This window comes from Sandarakinorhabdus sp. (assembly GCF_040398665.1).
GTDB lineage: Bacteria > Pseudomonadota > Alphaproteobacteria > Sphingomonadales > Sphingomonadaceae > Sandarakinorhabdus.
Map to the genome: position 1 here is coordinate 35,495 of NZ_JBBATQ010000015.1, position 21,294 is coordinate 56,788.

The window sequence follows — 21,294 nt, forward strand, 5'->3', positions numbered from 1 at the left end:
AGATGGACAATCCGGGGCGAATGATGATCGATCTTCTTGCAGCCGCCGTGGATTTTTCCACCCTGCCCATCCGCCCCGAAGCCTTCACCATCCCGGCGTTCAGCGTGGGCGGCAGCCTATGGGGCCCGTTTGCGCTGCGCTGGTACAGCCTGGCCTATATCATCGGCATTGCCGGCGCCTGGTTCCTGCTCACCCGCATGATCAAGCGCGCCGGCGCACCGCTCGATCAGCCGCGACTCGATGATTATATCACCTGGGCGACGCTTGGCGTGATCGGCGGCGGCCGGCTCGGCTATGTGATCTTCTACAACCCCGAAAAATACATGGCCGACCCGATGGAGATAATGCGCCTTTGGGATGGCGGCATGAGCTTTCACGGCGGCTGTTTCGGGGTGATCGCCGCCTGTTTCCTGCATGGCTGGTTCTCGAAATACAACGGCCTGCGGCTGCTGGATTATGTCGCCACCGTCACGCCGCTGGGGCTGGGGCTGGGCCGCGTCGCCAATTTCATCAATGGCGAATTGTGGGGCCGGCCCACGGGCACGGATTGGGGCATCATCTTTCCGGATGCCGGCCCGGAACCGCGCCACCCCAGCCAGCTTTACGAGGCGGCGCTGGAAGGCGGGTTGCTGATGATCATCCTGACCATCCTGTTCTGGGCGACGCCGGCGCGGCTGCGGCCGGGTGTGCTGTCCGGCGTGTTCGGGCTGGGCTATGGCCTCTCGCGCTTCATCGTTGAATATTATCGCGAACCGGATCGCCAGCTCGGCATATTGGGCAGCGGCCTCACCATGGGGCAAACGCTCACCCTGCCGATGATCGCCGCCGGTCTGCTGCTGATCATCATCGGGCTGGCAAGGAAGCCCGTGCAGGCGTGACGCTGGCGGATCAGTTGCGCGCGCGTATCGACAGCAGTGGCCCGCTGCGTCTGGATGCGTGGATGGCGGCCTGCAACCGCGCATTTTATGCCGGCGCCGATCCGCTGGGCCGCGATTTCACCACCGCGCCGGAAATCAGCCAGATGTTCGGCGAGATGATCGGCGGCTGGATCGGCGATCTGTGGCTGCGCGCCGGTGCGCCGGCCTTCGATCTGGTCGAGCTGGGGCCGGGCCGGGGCACATTGTTGGCCGATGCGCTGCGGGTGCTGCGCCGGTTGCCGGGCTTTGCCGCGGCGGTGCGGGTGCAACTGGTGGAGACCAGCGACGTGCTGCGCGACGCGCAGGCGGCGCGATTGGCGGGCTGGCCGGTGCAGTGGCACGCCGACCTGGCGGAACTGCCCGGCGACCGCCCGCTGATCCTGATTGCCAACGAATTTTTCGATGCGCTGCCCATCCGCCAGCGCAAGGACGGTCAAGAACGGCATGTCGGGATTGCCGGCGATGCCTTCGTGCCCATGTGGCGGGTGTCACCAGGCCCCGATGCCGAATGGAGCGAAGCCAGCACCGCGATCATGGCCGGGCTGGCGGCGCGGCTGGAGCGCCAAGGCGGCGCGGCGCTGATCATCGATTATGGTCATGATGGCGGGTCCCATGGCGACACGCTTCAGGCGCTGAAGGGCGGCGCGCGCGCGTGCCCGTTTGCCGATCCCGGCGCCCATGATCTGACCGCGCATGTCGATTTCGGCGCACTGGCCGCCGCGGCACAGGGTCTCGCCTGCCATGGCCCGGTGGGGCAGGGCGCGTTTCTGGCCGAACTCGGCATCGCCGCGCGCGCCGCCGCGCTGAAATCCGGCAAGCTGCCCGCGCAAGCCGCCACCATCACTGCCGCGCTGCACCGGTTGACCGCGCCGCAGCAGATGGGGGCGATCTTTCGCGTGGCTGCCGTCACTGCGCCGGGCTGGCCAGCGCCGGCCGGATTTGGCATGGCAGCCGCATGAGCAAGCAATTGATCGCCTACCGCGATGCCACGCCGGCCGATGGGGCCGTGCTCGGCGGCATCGCCCGTGCCACCTTCATCGACACGTTCGGCACGCTCTACAAGCTGGAAGACCTCGCCGTGTTTCTGGAACAGGGCAGTGACGCCGCCTATGCCGCCGAACTGGCCAATCCGGATATCGAAGTGCGTTTTGCCGAAACCGGCGGCACGCCCATCGGCTTCTGCAAGGTCAGCTCGTTGAAGCTGCCGGCCCCCGATCCGGCGCCGGGCGCGATGGAGCTGCGCCAGCTTTATATCTACAAGCCCTGGCAGGGCCTGAAGATCGCCGATGCACTGACCGATTGGGCCAAGGACCGCGCGCGGTCGCGCGGTGCGTCGGAACTTTGGCTCAGCGTGTTCACCGAAAATGCCCGCGCCCGCCGCTTCTATGCGCGCCACGGGTTTGTGGAGGTCGCACCCTATCATTTCATGGTCGGCGACCAGGCCGATGAGGATATCTTGTGCCGGGCGACGCTGTAGATTTCCGCACCGTGCCGGCGCTGGCGGGAACGCGCCACGGCTTCCTCACCCGGCGCGGCGGGGTGTCGGGCGGCCTGTTCGCCAGCCTGAATGTCGGGCTGGGCAGCAGCGATGATCGTGCTGCCGTGCTGGAAAACCGCCGTCGCGCCATTGCCGCCGTCGCGCCGGGCGCGGCGCTGGTCACGTTGCACCAGGTGCATTCGGCCACGGTGGTGCCCGTCACCGCCGCCTTCGCCGATGACGCCCGCCCGCATGCCGACGCGATGGTCACCGCCACGCCGGGCCTGGCGCTCGGGATCCTCACCGCCGATTGCGCGCCGATCCTGCTGGCCGACAGCACCGCCGGGGTGATCGGCGCGGCGCACAGCGGCTGGAAGGGCGCGCTGGCCGATATCGGGCCGGCGACGGTGGCAGCAATGGTGGCGCTGGGCGCACGCGCCGATCGCATCGTGGCGGCGATCGGGCCGACGATCGCGCAGCGCAGCTATGAAGTGGACACCGCATTCCGCGACCGATTCTGTGCCGTCGATCCGGCGCACGAGTCCTTTTTCCGCGCCGGCAAGCCCGGTCACTGCCAGTTTGATCTGGAAGGCTTCATTGCCGCGCGACTGGCCCGTGCCGGGGTGCGCACGGTCGTCGCGATGGGGGTGGACACCTATCCCGATGCCGCGCGCTGGTTCAGCTTCCGCCGCACCACGCATGCGGGGGAGCCGGATTATGGCCGGCAATTGTCGGTGATCGCGCTGGGGTAATCCCACCTCCAGCTCCCCTTGGCTGCGGGAGGAGAGCCGTGTGTGCTGGCAGGGCAATCTTGCAGCGATGACCAAACCGCTCCCCTCCCGCTCGCGGGAGGGGCTGGGGGTGGGAAAAAGCCCCCACTCAATGATTCCCTTTTCCGCCGCGCCGCCCTAACCTGCGCCATCCATGGACATCTATCTGCCCATTGCCGAAATGTCGGTGAACGCGCTGGTCATCCTGGTGCTCGGCGGCGTGGTCGGTTTCCTGTCGGGCATGTTCGGAGTGGGCGGCGGCTTTCTGACCACGCCGCTGCTGATCTTTTACGGCATCCCGCCGGCGGTGGCGGTGGCATCGTCGGCCACGCAGATCACCGGCGCATCGGTTTCGGGTGCGCTGGCCTATTGGGAACGCGGCCAGGTCGATGTGAAGATGGGCGGCGTGCTGGTGGCCGGCGGCGTGGTCGGCGCCGGCTTTGGCCAGGTCATCTTCCGGCTGCTGCAGGATTTCGGGCAGATCGATGTGGTGATCAGCCTGATCTATGTGCTGTTCCTCAGCGTGATCGGCACCCTGATGCTGCGCGACGCGCTGGCGGCGCTGCTGGCCAGGCGCGCCGGGCGGGTGGTGCCGACCCGGCGGATGCGGCACCTGCCGTGGGTGGCGGCGCTGCCCTGGCCGATGCGTTTTCCACGCTCCGGCCTCTATATCTCGCCGCTGGCCCCGCTGGCGCTGGGCGCGGCGGTGGGGGTGCTCACCGTCATCATGGGCATTGGCGGCGGCTTCATCATGGTGCCGGCCATGGTCTATGTGCTGGGGATGCGGGCGCAGGCGGTGGTGGGCACGTCGCTGTTCCAGATCATCTTCGTCACCGCCACCACAACATTGTTGCATGCCACGGCATCGCAAACCGTGGATATCGTGCTGGCGCTGCTGCTGCTGGTCGGCGGCGTCACCGGCGCGCAGGTCGGCGTGCGCGCTGCGCAGAAACTGTCGCCGGATCGGCTGCGGCTGGCACTGGCGTTGATCGTGCTGGGCGTGGCGGTGCGGTTGTTCATCGGCCTGACCTGGACGCCGGCCGAGCCCTTTGCCTTGTTCGGCGGCCAATGATGGCCCGTGTCATTGGCCGCGCCGGCCTGCTGGCCATGGCCTGGTTGGCGCTGGTCGGTGCGGCGCCGATCCGGCTGATCACGCAGCTCAGCCAGGCGCGCATCGATATCAACACCAGCTTTCGCGGCGCCGAACTGCTGGTGTTCGGCGCCATCCAGTATCCGCGCGGGGCGGTGCCCGATGCGCCGCCCGATATCGCCGTGGTGGTGCGCGGCCCGGCTGCCCCGGTCACGGTGCGGCAGAAGACGCGGGTGGCCGGCATCTGGGTGAATGCACGCGGCATGCGCTTCGAATCGGTGCCGGGCTTCTATGCCGTCGCCTCGACCCGGCCGATCGACGCGCTTGCCGACGATCGCATCACCGCGATTTACGAGATCGGCATCCGCAACCTGCAATTGTCTCCGGCCAGCGGCGCCGATGAGGCCACGACGCGGGCGTTTGAAGCCGGCCTGGTCTCCATCCGCGAGCGCGCCGGCCTGTTCGCGGAACGGCCGGGCGGCGTGGCTGTGACGCGCGGCGTGCTCTATTCGGCCCGCATCGCGCTGCCGGCAGCGGTGCCGGTGGGGGATTATACGGCGGAAATTCATCTGGTTGGCAAAGGCCGCGTGCTGGCCAGCACGTCCACCGGCTTTGCCATCGGCAAATCGGGGTTTGAACGCTGGGTCTATGTGATGGCGCAACAACACAGCCTGGCCTACGGGCTGGCGGCGGTGGCGGCGGCGCTGCTGGCCGGCGGAATGGCGGCGCTTGTGACAAGGCGGCGCTGGTAGGCGCGCGCGACCGGCGCGGGCAAATATGGGCAAAATCGCCGCCTGAATATTCGACTCGCTTGCCGCGGCATTTTGGTATAGCTTCGTGGTTGGCGCAATATCGGCCGGCTGCTTTGGAAATTTCACCGCATCGCCCGACAGGCTCCAGCAAACAGGCAATAATACGGATTTGGAATTAGGTAATGAGCTTTGATCGACGCGGACGTGGTCCGGGGCGCGGTGGATTTGACAAGCGCGAAGGCGGCTTTGACAGTTTCGAGGACGCAGGGCGCAGCTTCGGTGGCGGCGGCTTCGGCGGCGGTGATCGCTTCGGCGGTGGCGGCGGTGGCGGCGGTGGCGGCCGCGGTGGTTTCGGCGGCGGTGATCGTGGCGGCTTCGGCGGCGGCGGTGGCGATCGCGGCGGCTTCGGCGGCGGCGGTGGCGGTCGTTTCGGCGGCGGCGGCGGTGGTGGTTTCGGCGGCGGTGGTCCGCGCCGCGAGCAATCGCCGGGCATCATCATCGGCACTGGGCGCGGTACCGTGAAATTCTTCAACGCGCAAAAGGGCTTCGGCTTTGTGGTGCGTGAAGATGGCGGCGAAGACGTGTTCGTGCACATCTCGGCGGTGGAAGCCGCTGGCCTGACCGGCCTGGCCGATGGCCAGCCGCTGGAATTCACCCTGTCGGAACGCAATGGTCGCGTTTCGGCCACCGAACTGAAGATCGACGGCGAACCGCTGCCGGTTTCGGATCGTGGCCCGCCGCGTGAAGCGCGCGAACCGCGTGAAGGTGGCTTCGAACGTCGCCCGGCGCCGTCGCGTGATCGCCCGGCCCCGATGGGCGATGGCCAGCGCGTTGATGGTACCGTGAAGTTCTTCAACGGCACCAAGGGCTTCGGCTTCATTCAGCGCGACGATGGCGCGCCGGACGCCTTCGTGCACATCTCGGCCGTGGAACGTGCCGGCTTCGCCAATCTGAACGAAGGCCAGCGCGTCTCGTTCGAACTGGAAGAAGACCGTCGCGGCAAGCAGGCTGCGGTGAACCTGCAGCCGCTCTGAACCACGGGTTCTGACGGATTGACAAGGGGCGGTGGCCATGTGGCCGCCGCCCTTTTTCTTTTGTATGCAACAACATGCCGCACTGCGGCAGTTCCGCCCGCGACCATGGTGACCATGATCTGTGCGTCACAATCCTGCCATGGGCCGCGCACATGCCCGGGCCATCCCGCCCGGCAACCGAGCGGAGACCTGCCATGCTGGCCAACAACGTCGTTCCGATCCTGATGACCGTGTTCACCCTGATCACCCTGTCGGGCCTCGTCGCCTGGGCGATGATCCTGGTGCCGCCGCAGCTGGAGCGCCGCAAGCTTCGCGAGATCGCGATGTTGACGGCCGGGGCCGAACTGCTCGCCGATGCCATCGCGCGCCACACCGGCGATGCCAACCAGCTCGCCCGCCTGAGCGCCAACTATGCCGCCCACGCACGCGCCCTGACGCAACTTGGCCATCCGGTGCCGTCGGTGTCTGACGCGCCGGCACCGTTGGCGCGCGCCGCGTAACGGCGCCACAAGCCGCGCCGCCTGACGGCGCCGCGTGAATATCGCCGGGCTGATCCCCCAACCCGTCCAAGAAAGCAGTTTACTTGGACGGGCCGGCTGGCAAGCTGCCGGCCATGACCAGTCCCGACAGCATCTTCGATTTTCCCGCCGCCCTGGCTGCCAACGCCGCCAGCGCTCCCGATCACCCGGCGGTGATCTGCGGTGCGTCACGCCTGAACTGGGCCGCCTATTGGCAGCGCGCACAGCGGCTTGCCGCCACGCTGGCTGCGCACGGTGTCGGCCCCGGCGACAGTGTCGCCAGCATCGCGGCGTCGTGCGTGGATTATGCCGTGCTGTGGGCCGCGGTGCTGCGGCTGCGCGCCACCATCGCGCCGCTGGCGCCCAGCTCCACGCCGGACCAGATCGCCGCCATGGTGGCGGATTCCGGCGCGCAACTGGTGTTTGTCGATGCCGCCAATGGTGCCGAATTCGGCGCAGTTCTTGCGGGGCGCACGCTGGTCGATCTCGACGCACTCGATGCCTGGCTGGATGCCGATGCCGTGCTGCCGCCGCTGGCGCCGCTCGATCCGGCGGCCGGTTTCAACATCATCTACAGCAGCGGCACCACCGGCACCCCCAAGGGCATCGTGCAAAGCTGCACCATGCGGTCCCTGCACATCACCGGCGCGCGCCGGCTCGGCTATTCGGCCAGCAGCGTCACGTTGTGCTCGACCCCGCTGTACAGCAACACCACGCTGGTCAGCTTCATTCCCACCCTGGCCTGGGGCGGCACCGTGGTGCTGATGCCCAAGTTCGACACCGCCAAATGGTTGCAGCACGCCGAGATGACCCAAACCACCCACGCCATGCTGGTGCCGGTGCAATATCGCCGGCTGCTCGCCGATCCGGGCTTCGATGCGACCAATTTGTCATCCTTGCAGATGAAATTCTGCACCTCCGCGCCGTTCGCCGCCGATCTGAAGGCGGACGTGCTGCGCCGCATGCCCGGCGGCCTGGTCGAGTTTTTCGGCATGACCGAAGGCGGGGTCGGCTTCATGCTGGTTGCCCACGAACACCCCGACAAATTGCACACCGTCGGCCTGCCGCAGCCCGGCCACGAAGTGCGCATCATCGATGAAGACGGCCATGATGTGCCGCCCGGCACGCCAGGCGAGATTGTCGGCCGCTCCCCGGCCACGATGAACGGCTATCGCAACCGCCCGGATCTGACCGCCAAGGCCTATTGGATCGACAGCGACGGCAAGGAATGGCTGCGCACCGGCGACATCGGCCGGCTGGATGAGGATGGCTTCCTCACCCTGATGGACCGCGCCAAGGACATGATCATCTCCGGCGGCTTCAACATCTACCCGTCCGATCTGGAAGCCGTGCTGCTGGCGCTGCCGGGCGTGGTGGAGGCGGCGGTGGTCGGCATCGCATCAGACGCGTGGGGCGAAACCCCGGTGGCGTTCGTCGTCGCGCCGGATGGCGATGCCGACGCCCTGCGCACCGCCGCCAATGCGAAGCTGGGCAAGACCCAGCGCCTCGCCGCCGTGGTGCTGACCGACGAACTGCCGCGCAGCCACATCGGCAAGGTGTTGAAACGCGAACTGCGCGATGGTTACACCGGCAAGGTTGCCTGATCGGCCCAAGGCGCGCAGCATTCCCGTTCAGCCTAGGGGGGGATGAAGTCATGAACCAGACTTTGCGCGCCACACTGATCGGCACCATCGCCCAGATCGCGATGGTCGTCGCCGGCCACTATAGTCCCGCTGTCGCCCAATTGTTCGCCATCGGCGGCATGGGCCTTTCGGCATTGGCCGGCTGGGGCGCGCTGCGTGGCCGCAGCGCCAGCCTGGGCAGCGCGGCCGGCAGTGGCGCGCTGGCCGGCGCGGCGTGCGCGGTGATCGGCATCGGCGTGTCGGTGGTGCTGGGCGATGTGCCGGCCAGCCTGCTGGCGGTGGGCACGGCCGGATCGGCGGTGACCGGCTTGATCGGCGGCGTCATCGGCCGGCGGCGGTAGGTCGACCCACCCCCAACCCCTCCCGCAAGCGGGAGGGGCGCCGGTTGGTTCATGCGCAACTCGCCCGCCTCCCGCTTGCGGAAGGGGCTGGGAGTGGGAATATTACCGCAGCCCCGCCAACGCTGCCTGTGCCGCCGCCACCGTGCGGCGCACATCATCCGCATTGGTCTGCCAGTTGCATACGCTGATCCGCATGGTGCGCTCGCTTTCCCAGGTGGTGCCGCTCAGAAAGGCTTCGCCGCTGGCATTGATGGCGGCGATCACGGCGTCGGTGATGTTGGCGCCGGCGCGGTCGTGGAATCGCAGCATCCCCTGGTTGATGGTCGGCCGGGCGATGCTGGTCGCCCCATCCAGCGCGGCGATGCCATCGTGGAGGGCGAGGGCGTGGTCGCAGCAGCGTTCGATCAGATCGGCCAGGCCATCACGGCCCAGTTCCAGCAGCGCCGCCAGCGTCGGCAGCGCGCGCATGCGGCGCGACCATTCCGGCGTATAATCCATCGGGTCACGCGTATCGCCACCTTCGGTGAGATAGCTTGCCGTCTGCCGCATCGCGCCCTTCAGCGCGTCGCCGTGGCGGGTGATGGCCATGCCGCAATCATAAGGCGTGTTCAGCCATTTGTGGCCATCGGTCGCCCAAGAATCGCACAGGTCGATGCCGGCCACCTGCGGCGCAAGGCGTGGGGACGCATTCAGCCACAACCCGAACGCACCATCGACATGCACCCAGGCGCCGGCGGCGTGCGCGATTGGCACCAGTGCGGCGAAATCATCGCAGGCACCGACATTCAGATCACCGGCGTTGAGCACGACGATGGTCGGTGCGCCGGGCGCAACAGCCAGCGCGGCGCGCAGATCATCGGCGCCCACCTTGGCGCGGCCGCCGCCGCCCAGCGGCACGATGGCACCGGTGCCGATGCCCAGCAGCCGCAGTGCGCGGTCCACGCTCGAGTGGCGGTGCGCATTGGCCAGCACGCGGATGGCCGGCGCGCCGCACAGGCCGTTCACCTCCACATCCCAGCCGACCTTGGCCAGCACCTGGTGGCGCGCAGCGGCGAGGGCGCTGGTGTGGCTCATCTGGCAGCCGGTGGTGAAGCTGTAGGCGCAGGTTTCCGGCAGATGCAGCGCTTGCAGCAGCAAGCTGGCCGCCACTTCTTCCAGCACCGCGCCGGCCGGGCTGGTGGCGGCGAGCACGGCATTCTGATCCCACAGGCAAGCCAGCACATCGGCGGCGTGCGCGGCGGGCAGCGCGCCGCCCTTCACCCAGGCAAAGAAGCGGCCGGACAGATTGCCCATCAGGCCCGGCTCGGCGGCGCGAGCGATGAGATCGATGACCGCGGCGGGATCGATACCGGTGGCCGGCATGGCCGTGGGCAACGGCGCGAGCATGTCGGCACGGGCACCGGTTGGTGCAACACTGCGGGTGGCCTGTTCGGCGACAAAGCGGCGGCCGTGGGCGATGGCAAGATCAAGGGCGTCGGTCATGGGCGCGCCATATCAGACGATATGGAGGTTTGCGCGTGAAAATCGGCCGCTGTCCTACAGGGCGCGAGGCATGGCATGCTGGCGCTCGGGCGGCGGATTGGCGGCAGGGCAGAATATGGCATGAATCATGCCAGGAAAACCGAAAAAGCGGAACTTTTGTAACCTTGTGAATTGCGTTTGCAGGCAATCAACGCACTGGCGCCGGTGCGACATTCTGGCTATCTCGCAACTGCAACATGAAGTGAAGGAGCCGGCCATGGCCAGCAAGCTCTACCCCGATGCCGCCGCCGCGTTGGATGGCCTGCTCTTTGATGGCATGTCGATCATGTCCGGTGGCTTCGGCCTGTGCGGCCTGCCCGAAAAGCTGATCGCGGCGCTGCGCGATGCGGGCGTCACGGGCCTGACCTGCATTTCGAACAATGCCGGCGTCGATGGTTTCGGGCTGGGGCAATTGCTCGCCACCCGCCAGGTCGCCAAGATGATTTCCTCCTATGTCGGCGAGAACAAGGAGTTCGAGCGGCAATATCTCGCCGGCGAGTTGCAACTGGAATTCAATCCGCAGGGCACGCTGGCCGAACGCATCCGGGCTGGCGGGGCGGGCATTCCGGGCTTCTACACCAGGACCGGCGTCGGCACGCTGGTGGCCGAGGGCAAGGAGCACAAGGCGTTCGGTGGCGAGACGTTCATCCTCGAAACCGGTCTGGTCGCCGACCTCAGCATCGTCAAGGCGTGGAAGGCCGACCCCTATGGCAATCTCGTCTACCGAAAAACCGCACGCAATTTCAATCCGATGATGGCCACCGCCGGCAAGGTGACCGTGGCGGAGGTGGAGGAACTGGTCGAGGCCGGCAGCCTCGATCCCGATCATATCCACACGCCGGGCATCTATGTGCAGCGGCTGATCGTCGGCACGGATTATGAAAAGCGCATCGAGCAGCGCACGGTGCGCGCGCGGGAGACAGCATGATGTGGACGCGTGACGAACAGGCGGCGCGCGCCGCGCGCGAATTGCAGGACGGTTTCTATGTGAACCTGGGCATCGGCATGCCCACATTGGTCGCCAATCACATTCCGCCGGGCATCGACATCACCCTGCAGAGCGAGAATGGCATGCTCGGCATGGGGCCGTTCCCGCATGACGACGAGGTGGACGCCGATCTGATCAACGCCGGCAAGCAGACCATCACCGAACTGCGCCGCAGCAGCTATTTCAGCAGCGCCGACAGTTTCGCGATGATCCGCGGCGGCCATATCGACCTGTCGATCCTGGGTGCCATGGAAGTCGCCGAAAATGGCGACATCGCCAACTGGATGATCCCCGGCAAGATGGTGAAGGGCATGGGCGGCGCCATGGATCTGGTCGCCGGCGTCAAGAAGATCATCGTGCTGATGGAACATAACGCCAAGGATGGCAGCGCGAAGTTCAAGACCGCCTGCACCCTGCCGCTGACCGGCAAGGGCGTGGTGGACATGGTGGTGTCCGATCTATGCGTGCTGGCGCGGCCCGCCAAGGGCGCGCCGTTCCGGCTGGTGGAATTGGCGCCCGGCATCGATCTGGAGACGCTGCGTGCGCGCACGGAAGGCCATTTCGAGGTCTGATGGCTTTAACCCAGCAGGCGCACCCGCGCGGCATGGGGCGAACCGGCGCACGCGGCATGGAAGCGGCGATCGGCGGTGATCAGCACGTCGTCCTCGGCAATGGCGAGGGCGAGGTAGAAGCAATCATGAGCCGGGTGGCTGAGTTCGATTGCGAGGCGCAGGGCATCGGGCAAGAGGTCTTCGTTCGGAACGACACGGTCGATGAGCGTTCGAACCTTGGCCGCAGCGATCGACCAATTGAACGTCCGTTCCCGACCAGAGAATCGCCATATCGCATTGGCCAATTCGGCAAAAATCAGATCAGGCGCAGTCAGCGATGTAGAGCCAGCCAGCGTAACAGCTGCTTCAAAGCCCGGCTCGGGCACAACGAGCTTGAAGGCGACACTGGCATCGATGATCATCGATACGGGTCATTCGTAGCATCGCGGTCCTCGCGGATCAGTTCCCACGCTTCGCGCTTGTCGGTGCATCTTTCGAGCATTGGGCCCGTGATCGCGTGCATTTCACTGATAAGGGCCAGCTTCTCTTCCCCGGTAAGGCGTGTGGCCCGCCGCAGCGCCTCGCGCGCTTCCGCCTCCATCGAACGCCCCGCCGCTTCGGCACGGCGCTTCAATGTTTCGATGATGCGGTCATCGAGGTTGCGGATGATGATCTGGCCCATGCGGGGATGATAGCATGATGCTATCATCCCCGCCAGTTGGGCTCAGAAGCGGACGTTCACGCCGGTCATCACCGCGTGGCGGTGATAGTTCAGGCGGGCGCCGCCGCCGATGCCGGGCAGATTGTCGTTGCCGTAATCGGCATAATTATACTCGACCCGCGCCGAGACATTCTTCGCCAGCATATGTTCGTAACCGGCGCCGATCAGATAGCCGTCACGCGTTTCGGAAGCGCCTGCCGGATTGCGGATGTTGAAGCGCGCGTTGGAATAGCCGCCGCGGGCATAGAGCAGGCCTTCCGGGGTGATCAGCCAGCCGGCGCGCGCCGTGGCGTTGATGGTGCGCCCGGCTTCCAGATCGAAGGTCGGGAAGCGGTTGCTGCCGGTGCGTCCGGTGATCGAGGCTTCAAGGCCGAGCACGGCGCTGGAACCGACCTGGAAATCCCAACCGGCCTGGCCGCCATAGGCAAGGCCATCGCCGCTGGCGCGCGTGGTGGTGGGCGGCACGGTGCTGGTGGTCAGCGATTGGCGATCCTGCTGCCAGCCGAGCTGCGCACCGATGAAGGGGCCGTTGAAATTCTTGGCGGCATCCTGCGCGACAGCCGGGGCGGCCAAGGCGGCACCAGCCAGCAGGGCGAAAGCGATACGCGAAAATGACTTGGTCATGGATTTGATCCTTCTTGTTGTTCGTGCACCGGCGATGGGGGAAGCCGGTGCCCGGACCGTATGAGCCCCGCAGTCTGGCCGCCCGCTGAACCAACCGGGGCCATTTGGTGGCGGTGTATTGTTTTTGCCATACACATGCCCACATTGGTTCATCCGGCCTTCAGCTTGCGGCCAAATCGGCCCTGAATCCATGAAGTTGCGCCCCGCAAGCCGGTTGGCCTGCGGGGCGCGGGATCACGCGATGTGGCGGGGCTCAGCCCTTCTTCAGATGCCGGCGGCCGAGTAGCTCGGCGATCTGCACGGCATTCAGGGCAGCACCCTTGCGCAGATTGTCGGACACGCACCACAGCGCCAGGCCATGCTCCACGGTCGGGTCCTTGCGCACGCGGCTGACGAAGGTGGCATAATCGCCGACACATTCGATCGGGGTGACGTAACCGCCGTCCTCGCGCTTGTCGACGAGCATGATGCCGGGGGCTTCGCGCAACAGGCTCTGCGCCTTGGCGACGCTCAAAGGCATTTCAAACTCGACATTGATGGCTTCGCTATGGCCGACGAACACCGGCACCCGCACGCAGGTTGCCGTCACCTCGATATCGGGATCGAGGATCTTGCGGGTCTCCACCGTCATCTTCCACTCTTCCTTCGTGTACCCGTCCATGCCGCTTTCCGGGCCGACGAAGCTGTCGATGTGCGGGATGACGTTGAAGGCGATGCGCTTGGTGAACTTGTTCTGCACCGGATCATCGCCGACGAAAATGGCGCGTGACTGGGTGAACAGCTCGTCCATGCCGTCCTTGCCGGCGCCGGACACCGATTGATAGGTGCTCACCACCACGCGCTTGATGATCGCGGCATCGTGCAGCGGCTTCAGCGCCACCACCATCTGCGCCGTCGAGCAGTTGGGGTTGGCGATGATGTTGCGCTTTTTATAGCCATCGATGGCTTCGGGGTTCACCTCCGGCACGATCAGCGGCACGTCGTGATCCATGCGGAACAGGCTGCTGTTGTCGATCACCACACAGCCCTGGGCGGCGGCCTTGGGCGCATAGATTTTCGTCGGGCCGGAACCGCAAGCGAACAGCGCGATATCCCAGCCGGTGAAATCGAAATGCTCGAGATTCTGCACCTTGATCTCGCGACCGGTCTCGCCAAACTCGACCTTTTCACTAACCGAGCGTGAGCTGGCGACGGCGGCGATCTCGGCGATCGGGAATTCCCGTTCCGCCAGGATGTTCAGCATTTCGCGCCCGACATTGCCGGTGGCACCCACGACGACGATCTTGTAACCCATGAGAAAGCTCCTTGGGTTGCGGCTGTTAGCCTATCGGCCGCGCAAGTCCAATGGTGCTTGGGTGCGATTGCGGGACAGAATCGCGGTCACGCCCAGATCGGCGGTGACATTGCCCAGCGTGCGGAAGATATCCGGCACCAGTTCCACCGCCAGCAACAGGGGCAGCACGGCGATCGGCACGCCCATGGCGTTGGCAATCGGCACACAGGCCGCCAGGAAGGTGATCGATCCGGGCAGGCCACCGGTGGAGACCGCCGCCACCAGCGACGCCAGCAGCGCGCCCACGAACGCCAGCGTGCTGTGCTCCATGCCATAAAGATGCCCGCAATAGAGCACGACCGCGATGTTGGCGCAGGGGCTGGTGATGCGGAAGATGCTCACGGCCAGCGGCAGCACCACGCGGCTGGTGGCTTCCGGCAGGCCAAGCCGTTCCGCGCCATCATAGATCGCCGGCAGGCTGGCGATGCTGGACTGGGTGGACACCGCCACCGCCTGCGCTGGCAGCACGGCCCGGGCAAAGGCCAGCGGACCGACACGGCCGAAGATCATGGCCAGCGGATAGACCAGGATGATCAGCCCGATCTGCACCGACGCCAGCACGGCGATATAGTGGCCGAGCAGGCCGAAGGCGCCCAGGCCCGCCTTGATGCCGACGCTGATCGCCAGGGCAAACACGCCCAGCGGCGCCACCAGGAAAATCCAGCCGACCAGCACCAGCATGGCATCCTTGATGGCATCGAACATGTTCACCAGCAGGCCGCGGCGCGTTTCATCCAGCCGTGTGGCGGCGAGCGCGAACACCGCGATGAAGGTGACGACGGGCAGCATCTCGCCCTTGGCCAGCGCCTCGAAGATATTGGCCGGCACCAGGCTGAGCAGCCATTTGCCGATATCGACCTTGATCTCGCCCACCGCCGCGGCTTGGCCAGAAAGAGCTTGGGCACTGTTGCTGATCAGGGCCGCCGCCGCATCGGCCGGCGCCGGCCACCAATCGAGCAGCAGCGGCACGAACAGCATCGACCAGCCGGCCGAAAACACCAGCAGCGCCAGAAACGCCAGCAGCGCGCGCGCCGCCACCCGGCCGCCGCCGGCCTGGCCCACCGATTGCGCGATGCCGGTGAACAACAGCCCGGCGATCAGCGGGATGATCGTCATCTGCAAGGCTTGCAGCCACAGATTGCCGACCGCATCGCTGATCGGCAGCAAGGGCTTGCCCATCTCGCCGGGCAGTGCCGCGCCCACCACCAGGCCAGCGACCAGCGCCAGGAAAATACGCAGCGTCAAGCTCATTGCAGGGCCTCCGCGCCGGTCAACGTGCCCATGGTGACGTAGAGTTTGGCGAGATCATCGACGCCCATGGTCGGCACCGGTTTCACATCGGCAACATCGACGAACAACAGCCCGCCGCCCACCGGCACCGGCGCGGTGGGGATCAGGATCAGATAGCGCGGCCCCTGGCCGAAATCATGGACGCGCGGGGAGGTGAGCAGCGACAAGATCTCCACATTCGGCCCGAAGCTGACCGAGACCACCGACATGCCGGTCATCTCGCCGCCCGGTGCATTGCCCATCAGCCGCACGAACTGCGCCAGCGGGCGATACAGCGTGCCGAGGCCCGGAATGCGCGAGATCAGCCCGTCCAGCCCGCCTTCGAGTTGCGGGCGAAACCGCGTCTGCACTGCCAGGCCGATGAGCCAGACCACCAATCCCGCCAGCCCCAGCCCGGCCCAGAACGCCGCAAACGGCGATGGCGTGAAGAACATGCCGGCGGCGCCAAGCGCCTGGCCCAGCGGCGTGCCCGGCCCCAGCGCGGCGATCAGATAGCCCGAAAGCCAATTGAGTAGGATGATGGTCAGCAGCACCGGCGCCAGAAACAGCAGCCCGGTGGCAAACGGTGCAAGAATACGCTGGATCAAAGGCCGGCGGATCAAAGGCCGGCCAGGATGGCGTCACCCATGGCCAGTGTGGACAGGGTGCCGCCCAGATCGGGGGTGCGCGCGCCCTTGTCGAGCGCGGCTTCGACCGCCGCTTCCACCCGCAATGCCAGTTCGGGCGCGCCCAGGCTGTGGCGCAGCGCCATGGCAAAGCTGAGCACCGCCGCACAGGGATTGGCGATGCCGCGCCCGGCGATGTCGGGCGCCGAGCCATGAATGGGTTCATAAAGGCCCGGCCGCCCGGGATCGCCAATGGCGGCGGATGGCAACATGCCAAGCGAACCGGTGAGCATGGCGGCTTGATCGGACAGGATATCGCCGAACAGATTGTCGGTCAGGATCACATCGAACTGGCGCGGGCTCTTCACCAGCTGCATCGCCATATTGTCGGCCAGCATGTGCGACAGCTTGATATCCGGATATTCGGCATCACGCAGCGCCTGCACCTCTTCGCGCCACAACAGCCCGGCTTCCATCACATTGGCCTTTTCCGCCGACACGACTTCACCCTTGCGGCCGCGCGCCAGTTCGAAGGCGACGCGAGCGACCCGGCGGATTTCGTTGCTGGTGTAAACGTGCGTGTTCACGCCGCGGCGCTGGCCATCGGCCAGGGTTTCCACGCCGCGCGGCTCACCGAAATAGACGCCGCCGGTCAATTCGCGGACGAACAGGATGTCGAGGCCTTCGACATAGACGCGCTTGAGGCTGGAAGCATCGGCGAGCGCCGCAAAACAGCGCGCCGGGCGCAGATTGGCATAGACCTGCATGCCGGCCCGCAAGCCCAGCAAGCCCGCTTCGGGCCGTGTCGCATAGGATTGGTTCGCCCATTGCGGCCCGCCCACGGCACCCATCAGCACCGCATCGGCGGCCTGCGCGCGCTGCAACGTTTCGTCGGTCAGCGGCACGCCGTGCGTATCGATGCTGACACCGCCGAACAGCGCTTCCTCGACAACCAGGGGCAGGCCCTGGCTGATCAGCCGGCCGGCCACCCGCCGGGCCACAGCGGAGACTTCGGGGCCGATACCGTCACCGGGAAGCAGGAGCAGGGTCTTGGTCATGACCCGCCCTTACCGACAATCGCTGCCCCTGCCAACGCTGTCAGGTGGGGAAAATGGCGCAGGCGCCCAGAGAGGCCAGCCCGGCCTCAATCGGCCAGGCTGCTGGCCTGCCGGGCGTTGACGCGGGCCAGCGCATCGCTGCGGCAGCGATCCACCAGCCGCGATTCGCTCAGATCGCGCAAGCGCGTGAAGCTGCACACATCGCGTGCGGCGCGCCACAGCCGCAGATCGAGCTGGCGCTGGCCGGCGGCGCTGGCCAGATCGAGATCGCTGGTGCTGACGGCGATGCTGCGGCCGTGCGGGGCCGTCACCGTGGTCATGTTGTCATTCTGGGCAAAGGCCGGGGCCGCAACAGTGGCTGCAACGGCGAGCAGCAGAAAGATGCGCATGGTTGGTCTCCAAGGCCCGTCCCCTGTCCTGTGCAGGGGGGACCACAGCCCACCACCTGCGGCAGGCTGTCGCAGTGTAACGCAAGTTTTCGGGCAAATCTACGTCAAATGACGTAGGCTGGATCAGCGTCCGGCAGCGCCGGCCAACCAAGGCCGTTCCGTCGCCGCCCGCGCTTCATGCGCGGCTATTGCCGCGTCCATGCCCAGCGTCAGCCCGATTTCATCGAGGCCATTGGTCAGGCAATGCTTGCGGAACGGGTCCATGGCGAATTCGAACCGATCCTGGAACGGCGTCGTCACCACCTGGTTTTCCAGATCGACGGTGATGGCCTGGCCATCCGCCGCCACCGCCATCAGCCGATCAATGGCGTCTTGCGGCAGCGTGACGAGCAGCAGGCCGTTCTTGAAGGCATTGCCGGCAAAGATATCGGCAAAGCCCGGGCTGATCACCACGCGGATGCCCAGATCGGCCAGCGCCCACGGTGCATGCTCGCGGCTGGAACCGCAACCGAAATTGGCCCCGGCAATCAGGATCGGCGCGCCGGCATTGCTGTCGAACACATTGTCTGCGCGCTCGCGCACCGTGGCGAAGGCCCCGGCGCCCAGCCCGGCGCGGCTGACCGTTTTCAAAAATCGCGCCGGAATGATCACATCGGTATCGACGTTGGCGGCGCCGAACGGAATGGCCTGGCCGGTCAAGGTGGTGAAAGCCTGCATGGGGCTGCGCATGCCACAGCCGCCGGAGTGGTGCAACGCAGCGCTTTGCGCGCATCCGGCAACGCGCTTACAAGGGGGCATGGCCGCTCAACAGCATCTCTATCTGGTCGATGGCTCCAGCTTCATCTTCCGCGCATACCATCGCCTGCCGCCGCTCACCGACCCGGAAGGCACGCCGGTCGGCGCGGTCTATGGCTTCACCGCCATGCTGTGGAAGCTGATCGCCGAACTCAACAAGGCGGAAGCGCCCACCCATCTCGCCGTCGTCCTCGATGCCGGCAGCCACACGTTCCGCAACGACATGTATGATGGCTACAAGGCCAACCGGCCGCCGGCGCCGGAGGATCTGATCCCGCAATTCCCGCTGATCCGCGATGCGGTGCGCGCCTTTTCCGTGCCCTGTTTCGAACAGGCGGGCGTGGAGGCCGACGACATCATCGCCTCCTATGCCGTGGCGGCGCGGGCGGCGGGCTTTGATGTGACCATCGTCAGTTCCGACAAGGATCTGATGCAGTTGGTCGGCCCGGGCGTTTCGATGCTCGATACCATGAAGAACGAGGTGATCGGCCCGGCGCAGGTGCAGGGCAAATTCGGCGTGCCGCCCGAACAAGTGGGGGAGGTGCTGGCGCTGATGGGCGACACCGCCGACAATATCCCCGGTGTGAAGGGCGTCGGCCCCAAGACCGCCGCCGAACTGATCGTCGCCTATGGCAGCGTCGAAGGCGTGATCGCCAATATCGACGCGATCAAGAAACCCAAGCTGAAGGAAACGCTTGGCGCCTCGGTGGAGATGGCGCGGCTGAGCCGGGAACTGGTGCGGCTGAAGGATGATCTGCCGCTGCCAGCCCCCTTGAGCGAACTCACCCTCAAGGAGCCGCCGCACGAACCGTTGGCGGCGTTCCTGAAGAAGCACGGCTTCCGCGCCATGCTGGCCAAACTGGGCAGCAGCGGAGCGAGCGGCCCGGCCCCCAACACGCACCGGCCATCAACGGCGGTGGTGGTTGAGGATGAAGTCGCCTTCACCCACGCCGATTACGAGACGGTGACGACGCTCGAGCGGCTCGATTGGTGGATCGCCGAGAGCGTCCGCCTGGGCGCAGTGGCGGTGGACACCGAAACCACCGGCACCGATCAGATGCGCTGCGATCTGGTCGGCATCAGCCTGTGCACCGCGCCGGGCAAGGCCTGCTACATCCCCCTCGCTCACGGCAGCGGCGACGGCATGTTCAGCGAGCGGCCACCGCAACTGGCGCTGTCAGCAGTGATTGCCCGGCTGAATCCCTTGCTTGCCGATCCCGGCGTGCTGAAGATCGGCCAGAATCTGAAATATGATCTGATCGTGTTGGCCCGTCACGGCGTGCCGGTGCTGGCACCCTATGACGATACGATGCTCTTGAGCTACGCGCTCGATGCCGGGCGCTGGAACCATGGCATGGACGATCTGTCGTCCCGCCACCTCGGCCACACGCCGATCGCTTACAAGGACGTCGCCAAGGGCTTGAAAAGCTTTGCCGAAGTCGATCTCGCCCGCGCCACCGAATATGCCGCCGAAGATGCTGATGTCACCTTCCGCCTGTGGCAAGGCTTCCGCCGCCGGCTGTGGAAGGAGCAGGTGACGACCATCCACGAGACGGTCGATCGCCCGCTGCTGCCGGTGATCGCCGCCATGGAAATGGCCGGCATCAAGGTCGACCGCGCCGAATTGGTGCGCCTGTCCGCCGCCTATGAAGTGGAGATCAACCGGCTGGAGGGCGAGATTCACGAACTGGCCGGCGGGCCGTTCACCATCGGCAGCCCGAAGCAGCTTGGCGAGATATTGTTCGACCGGCTCGGCTACCGCGGCGGCAAGAAGAGCAGCAAGACCGGCGCCTGGACCACCGATGCCAGCGAGCTGGAGCGGCTGGCCGAAGAGGGCGCACCGATCGCGCAGAAGGTGCTCGACTGGCGGCAGCATTCGAAGCTGAAATCCACCTACACCGATGCGCTGCAACAACAGATCAACCCGACCACCGACCGGGTGCACACCAATTTCCACCTCGCCGCCACCTCCACCGGGCGATTGAGCTCCAACGATCCCAACCTGCAGAATATCCCGATCCGCACCGAACTCGGCCGCCGCATCCGCCACGCGTTCGTGGCGGCGCCGGGCAATGTCATCATGGCGGCGGATTACAACCAGATCGAATTGCGGCTGGTCGCCCATATCGCTGACGTGCCGGAATTGAAGGCGGTCTATGCCGAAGGCGGCGACGTCCACGCGCTGACGGCGCGCGAAGTGTTCGGCCATGTCGATCGCGACACCCGCGCGCGCGCCAAGACCATCAATTTCTCGATCATCTACGGCATTTCCGCCTTTGGCCTCGCCGCCCGGCTCGGCATCGATCGCGGCGAGGCGGCGCGCTATATCGAACTGTATTTCAGCCGCTTCCCCGGCATCCGCAACTACATGGCCGAAACCATCGCCTTTGCGAAGGAGGCCGGCTACGTCACCACCTTGTTCGGCCGCAAATGCCACGCACCGCTGATCCTGTCGAAGAACCAGGGCGAGCGCCAGTTCGCCGAACGCGCCGTCGTCAACGCCCGCGTCCAGGGCACCGCCGCCGACATCATCAAGCGCGCCATGGTGCAGATGCCGGCCGCGCTCGCCGCCGCCGGCCTGGCGTCCACGAAGATGCTGCTGCAAGTCCACGATGAACTGGTGTTCGAAGTGCCGGAAGACGATGTCGAGGCCGTGCAGCCGGTGATCCGCGCGGTGATGGCCAATGCCCACCGCCCGCTGGTTGACCTGTCCGTGCCACTGGGCGTGGAGATCGGCCATGGCGCATCCTGGGGGGATGCACATTGAGCGCGCCGGGTCTCCATTCCGCTTGAAATGTGGCAGCCAACTCCCTCCCCCTTGCGGGGATCGTTGCATTATTCTGCTGATATGATTCACTTCTGTCCTGTTTTGGAGGG

General features: G+C 66.2%; 23 protein-coding genes. 13 read left to right on the plus strand and 10 right to left on the minus strand.

From position 1 onward, the window contains the following. The first annotated feature begins 20 nt into the window (after window positions 1–20). The 10 genes from lgt (at window position 21) to ABWP22_RS15255 (ending at window position 8,542) form a co-directional block, all read left to right on the plus strand. On the plus strand, window positions 21–878 hold the full coding sequence (gene lgt, locus ABWP22_RS15210) for a prolipoprotein diacylglyceryl transferase (protein ID WP_353200835.1): 858 nt from the start codon (window positions 21–23) through the stop codon (window positions 876–878). Next, window positions 875–1,876 carry a class I SAM-dependent methyltransferase gene (locus ABWP22_RS15215; RefSeq protein WP_353200836.1) on the plus strand — a complete coding sequence of 334 codons (1,002 nt, stop codon included), beginning with the start codon at window positions 875–877 and terminating at the stop codon, window positions 1,874–1,876. The genes lgt and ABWP22_RS15215 overlap by 4 nt, the downstream gene beginning before the upstream one ends. Then, window positions 1,873–2,394: a GNAT family N-acetyltransferase gene (locus ABWP22_RS15220; protein ID WP_353200837.1), complete on the plus strand. Its 522-nt coding sequence runs from the start codon at window positions 1,873–1,875 to the stop codon at window positions 2,392–2,394. The genes ABWP22_RS15215 and ABWP22_RS15220 overlap by 4 nt, the downstream gene beginning before the upstream one ends. Beyond that, window positions 2,376–3,146, plus strand: coding sequence for a peptidoglycan editing factor PgeF (gene pgeF / locus ABWP22_RS15225; protein WP_353200838.1), 771 nt, complete (start codon window positions 2,376–2,378; stop codon window positions 3,144–3,146). The genes ABWP22_RS15220 and pgeF overlap by 19 nt, the downstream gene beginning before the upstream one ends. Before the next feature lie 172 nt (window positions 3,147–3,318). Next, a complete protein-coding gene (locus ABWP22_RS15230; protein ID WP_353200839.1) occupies window positions 3,319–4,236 on the plus strand; it encodes a sulfite exporter TauE/SafE family protein in 918 nt (305 codons plus the stop codon). Next, the gene (locus tag ABWP22_RS15235; protein WP_353200840.1) at window positions 4,236–5,006 is read left to right on the plus strand and encodes a TIGR02186 family protein; all 771 of its coding nucleotides are present in this window, start codon (window positions 4,236–4,238) and stop codon (window positions 5,004–5,006) included. The genes ABWP22_RS15230 and ABWP22_RS15235 overlap by 1 nt, the downstream gene beginning before the upstream one ends. 182 nt (window positions 5,007–5,188) lie before the next feature. Continuing rightward, window positions 5,189–6,040 carry a cold-shock protein gene (locus ABWP22_RS15240; RefSeq protein ID WP_353200841.1) on the plus strand — a complete coding sequence of 284 codons (852 nt, stop codon included), beginning with the start codon at window positions 5,189–5,191 and terminating at the stop codon, window positions 6,038–6,040. A 194-nt stretch (window positions 6,041–6,234) separates the two neighbouring features. Then, window positions 6,235–6,540, plus strand: a complete 306-nt coding sequence (locus ABWP22_RS15245) for a hypothetical protein (RefSeq protein WP_353200842.1) — start codon at window positions 6,235–6,237, stop codon at window positions 6,538–6,540. A 113-nt stretch (window positions 6,541–6,653) separates the two neighbouring features. Further along, complete coding sequence (locus tag ABWP22_RS15250) at window positions 6,654–8,162, plus strand: class I adenylate-forming enzyme family protein (protein WP_353200843.1); 1,509 nt, start codon at window positions 6,654–6,656, stop codon at window positions 8,160–8,162. A gap of 50 nt (window positions 8,163–8,212) precedes the next feature. Further along, entirely contained in the window at window positions 8,213–8,542 is a 330-nt protein-coding gene (locus tag ABWP22_RS15255; protein ID WP_353200844.1) for a hypothetical protein, read from the plus strand. Between the two features lie 102 nt (window positions 8,543–8,644). Here the strand turns inward: ABWP22_RS15255 and ABWP22_RS15260 are convergent, their stop codons facing one another. Beyond that, window positions 8,645–10,024: a pyridoxal phosphate-dependent decarboxylase family protein gene (locus ABWP22_RS15260; RefSeq protein WP_353200845.1), complete on the minus strand. Its 1,380-nt coding sequence runs from the start codon at window positions 10,022–10,024 to the stop codon at window positions 8,645–8,647. 256 nt (window positions 10,025–10,280) lie between these two features. Here ABWP22_RS15260 and ABWP22_RS15265 point away from each other — a divergent pair, with 256 nt between their 5' ends. Both ABWP22_RS15265 and ABWP22_RS15270 read left to right on the plus strand, forming a co-directional pair. Then, entirely contained in the window at window positions 10,281–10,991 is a 711-nt protein-coding gene (locus ABWP22_RS15265; RefSeq protein ID WP_353200846.1) for a CoA transferase subunit A, read from the plus strand. Next, complete coding sequence (locus ABWP22_RS15270; protein WP_353200847.1) at window positions 10,988–11,623, plus strand: 3-oxoacid CoA-transferase subunit B; 636 nt, start codon at window positions 10,988–10,990, stop codon at window positions 11,621–11,623. Before ABWP22_RS15265 ends, ABWP22_RS15270 begins: the two co-directional genes overlap by 4 nt. A gap of 5 nt (window positions 11,624–11,628) precedes the next feature. Here ABWP22_RS15270 and ABWP22_RS15275 read toward each other — a convergent pair whose 3' ends face one another. The 9 genes from ABWP22_RS15275 to leuD all read right to left on the minus strand — a co-directional run bounded on the left by ABWP22_RS15275 (window position 11,629) and on the right by leuD (window position 18,339). Next, on the minus strand, window positions 11,629–12,024 hold the full coding sequence (locus ABWP22_RS15275) for a type II toxin-antitoxin system VapC family toxin (protein WP_353200848.1): 396 nt from the start codon (window positions 12,022–12,024) through the stop codon (window positions 11,629–11,631). Beyond that, the gene (locus tag ABWP22_RS15280) at window positions 12,021–12,284 is read right to left on the minus strand and encodes a FitA-like ribbon-helix-helix domain-containing protein (RefSeq protein WP_353200849.1); all 264 of its coding nucleotides are present in this window, start codon (window positions 12,282–12,284) and stop codon (window positions 12,021–12,023) included. Before ABWP22_RS15280 ends, ABWP22_RS15275 begins: the two co-directional genes overlap by 4 nt. Before the next feature lie 42 nt (window positions 12,285–12,326). Then, window positions 12,327–12,947, minus strand: coding sequence for an outer membrane protein (locus ABWP22_RS15285; RefSeq protein WP_353200850.1), 621 nt, complete (start codon window positions 12,945–12,947; stop codon window positions 12,327–12,329). Between the two features lie 253 nt (window positions 12,948–13,200). Then, the gene (locus ABWP22_RS15290; RefSeq protein WP_353200851.1) at window positions 13,201–14,241 is read right to left on the minus strand and encodes an aspartate-semialdehyde dehydrogenase; all 1,041 of its coding nucleotides are present in this window, start codon (window positions 14,239–14,241) and stop codon (window positions 13,201–13,203) included. A gap of 30 nt (window positions 14,242–14,271) precedes the next feature. Beyond that, window positions 14,272–15,531 carry a dicarboxylate/amino acid:cation symporter gene (locus tag ABWP22_RS15295; RefSeq protein ID WP_353200852.1) on the minus strand — a complete coding sequence of 420 codons (1,260 nt, stop codon included), beginning with the start codon at window positions 15,529–15,531 and terminating at the stop codon, window positions 14,272–14,274. Beyond that, complete coding sequence (locus tag ABWP22_RS15300) at window positions 15,528–16,157, minus strand: DUF502 domain-containing protein (RefSeq protein WP_353200853.1); 630 nt, start codon at window positions 16,155–16,157, stop codon at window positions 15,528–15,530. The genes ABWP22_RS15295 and ABWP22_RS15300 overlap by 4 nt, the downstream gene beginning before the upstream one ends. Before the next feature lie 11 nt (window positions 16,158–16,168). Next, window positions 16,169–17,233 carry a 3-isopropylmalate dehydrogenase gene (leuB, locus tag ABWP22_RS15305; protein ID WP_353200854.1) on the minus strand — a complete coding sequence of 355 codons (1,065 nt, stop codon included), beginning with the start codon at window positions 17,231–17,233 and terminating at the stop codon, window positions 16,169–16,171. 86 nt (window positions 17,234–17,319) lie between these two features. After that, complete coding sequence (locus tag ABWP22_RS15310) at window positions 17,320–17,622, minus strand: UrcA family protein (protein WP_353200855.1); 303 nt, start codon at window positions 17,620–17,622, stop codon at window positions 17,320–17,322. 123 nt (window positions 17,623–17,745) lie between these two features. Beyond that, window positions 17,746–18,339 (minus strand): 3-isopropylmalate dehydratase small subunit, encoded by a 594-nt coding sequence (gene leuD / locus ABWP22_RS15315; RefSeq protein ID WP_353200856.1) that lies wholly within the window; start codon window positions 18,337–18,339, stop codon window positions 17,746–17,748. 79 nt (window positions 18,340–18,418) lie between these two features. Between leuD and polA the strand changes: the two genes are divergently transcribed. After that, window positions 18,419–21,184: a DNA polymerase I gene (gene polA, locus ABWP22_RS15320; RefSeq protein WP_353200857.1), complete on the plus strand. Its 2,766-nt coding sequence runs from the start codon at window positions 18,419–18,421 to the stop codon at window positions 21,182–21,184. The last annotated feature ends 110 nt before the right edge of the window (window positions 21,185–21,294 follow it).

What these genes read in the sequence shown, in the direction of transcription:
- lgt (WP_353200835.1), top strand. Translation starts at nt 21, where the DNA reads ATGATGATCGATCTTCTTGCAGCCGCCGTGGATTTTTCCACCCTGCCC.
- ABWP22_RS15220 (WP_353200837.1), top strand. Translation starts at nt 1,873, where the DNA reads ATGAGCAAGCAATTGATCGCCTACCGCGATGCCACGCCGGCCGATGGG.
- ABWP22_RS15230 (WP_353200839.1), top strand. Translation starts at nt 3,319, where the DNA reads ATGGACATCTATCTGCCCATTGCCGAAATGTCGGTGAACGCGCTGGTC.
- ABWP22_RS15235 (WP_353200840.1), top strand. Translation starts at nt 4,236, where the DNA reads ATGGCCCGTGTCATTGGCCGCGCCGGCCTGCTGGCCATGGCCTGGTTG.
- ABWP22_RS15240 (WP_353200841.1), top strand. Translation starts at nt 5,189, where the DNA reads ATGAGCTTTGATCGACGCGGACGTGGTCCGGGGCGCGGTGGATTTGAC.
- ABWP22_RS15245 (WP_353200842.1), top strand. Translation starts at nt 6,235, where the DNA reads ATGCTGGCCAACAACGTCGTTCCGATCCTGATGACCGTGTTCACCCTG.
- ABWP22_RS15250 (WP_353200843.1), top strand. Translation starts at nt 6,654, where the DNA reads ATGACCAGTCCCGACAGCATCTTCGATTTTCCCGCCGCCCTGGCTGCC.
- ABWP22_RS15255 (WP_353200844.1), top strand. Translation starts at nt 8,213, where the DNA reads ATGAACCAGACTTTGCGCGCCACACTGATCGGCACCATCGCCCAGATC.
- ABWP22_RS15260 (WP_353200845.1), bottom strand. Translation starts at nt 10,024, where the DNA reads ATGACCGACGCCCTTGATCTTGCCATCGCCCACGGCCGCCGCTTTGTC.
- ABWP22_RS15265 (WP_353200846.1), top strand. Translation starts at nt 10,281, where the DNA reads ATGGCCAGCAAGCTCTACCCCGATGCCGCCGCCGCGTTGGATGGCCTG.
- ABWP22_RS15270 (WP_353200847.1), top strand. Translation starts at nt 10,988, where the DNA reads ATGATGTGGACGCGTGACGAACAGGCGGCGCGCGCCGCGCGCGAATTG.
- ABWP22_RS15275 (WP_353200848.1), bottom strand. Translation starts at nt 12,024, where the DNA reads ATGATCATCGATGCCAGTGTCGCCTTCAAGCTCGTTGTGCCCGAGCCG.
- ABWP22_RS15280 (WP_353200849.1), bottom strand. Translation starts at nt 12,284, where the DNA reads ATGGGCCAGATCATCATCCGCAACCTCGATGACCGCATCATCGAAACA.
- ABWP22_RS15285 (WP_353200850.1), bottom strand. Translation starts at nt 12,947, where the DNA reads ATGACCAAGTCATTTTCGCGTATCGCTTTCGCCCTGCTGGCTGGTGCC.
- ABWP22_RS15290 (WP_353200851.1), bottom strand. Translation starts at nt 14,241, where the DNA reads ATGGGTTACAAGATCGTCGTCGTGGGTGCCACCGGCAATGTCGGGCGC.
- ABWP22_RS15295 (WP_353200852.1), bottom strand. Translation starts at nt 15,531, where the DNA reads ATGAGCTTGACGCTGCGTATTTTCCTGGCGCTGGTCGCTGGCCTGGTG.
- leuB (WP_353200854.1), bottom strand. Translation starts at nt 17,233, where the DNA reads ATGACCAAGACCCTGCTCCTGCTTCCCGGTGACGGTATCGGCCCCGAA.
- ABWP22_RS15310 (WP_353200855.1), bottom strand. Translation starts at nt 17,622, where the DNA reads ATGCGCATCTTTCTGCTGCTCGCCGTTGCAGCCACTGTTGCGGCCCCG.
- leuD (WP_353200856.1), bottom strand. Translation starts at nt 18,339, where the DNA reads ATGCAGGCTTTCACCACCTTGACCGGCCAGGCCATTCCGTTCGGCGCC.
- polA (WP_353200857.1), top strand. Translation starts at nt 18,419, where the DNA reads ATGGCCGCTCAACAGCATCTCTATCTGGTCGATGGCTCCAGCTTCATC.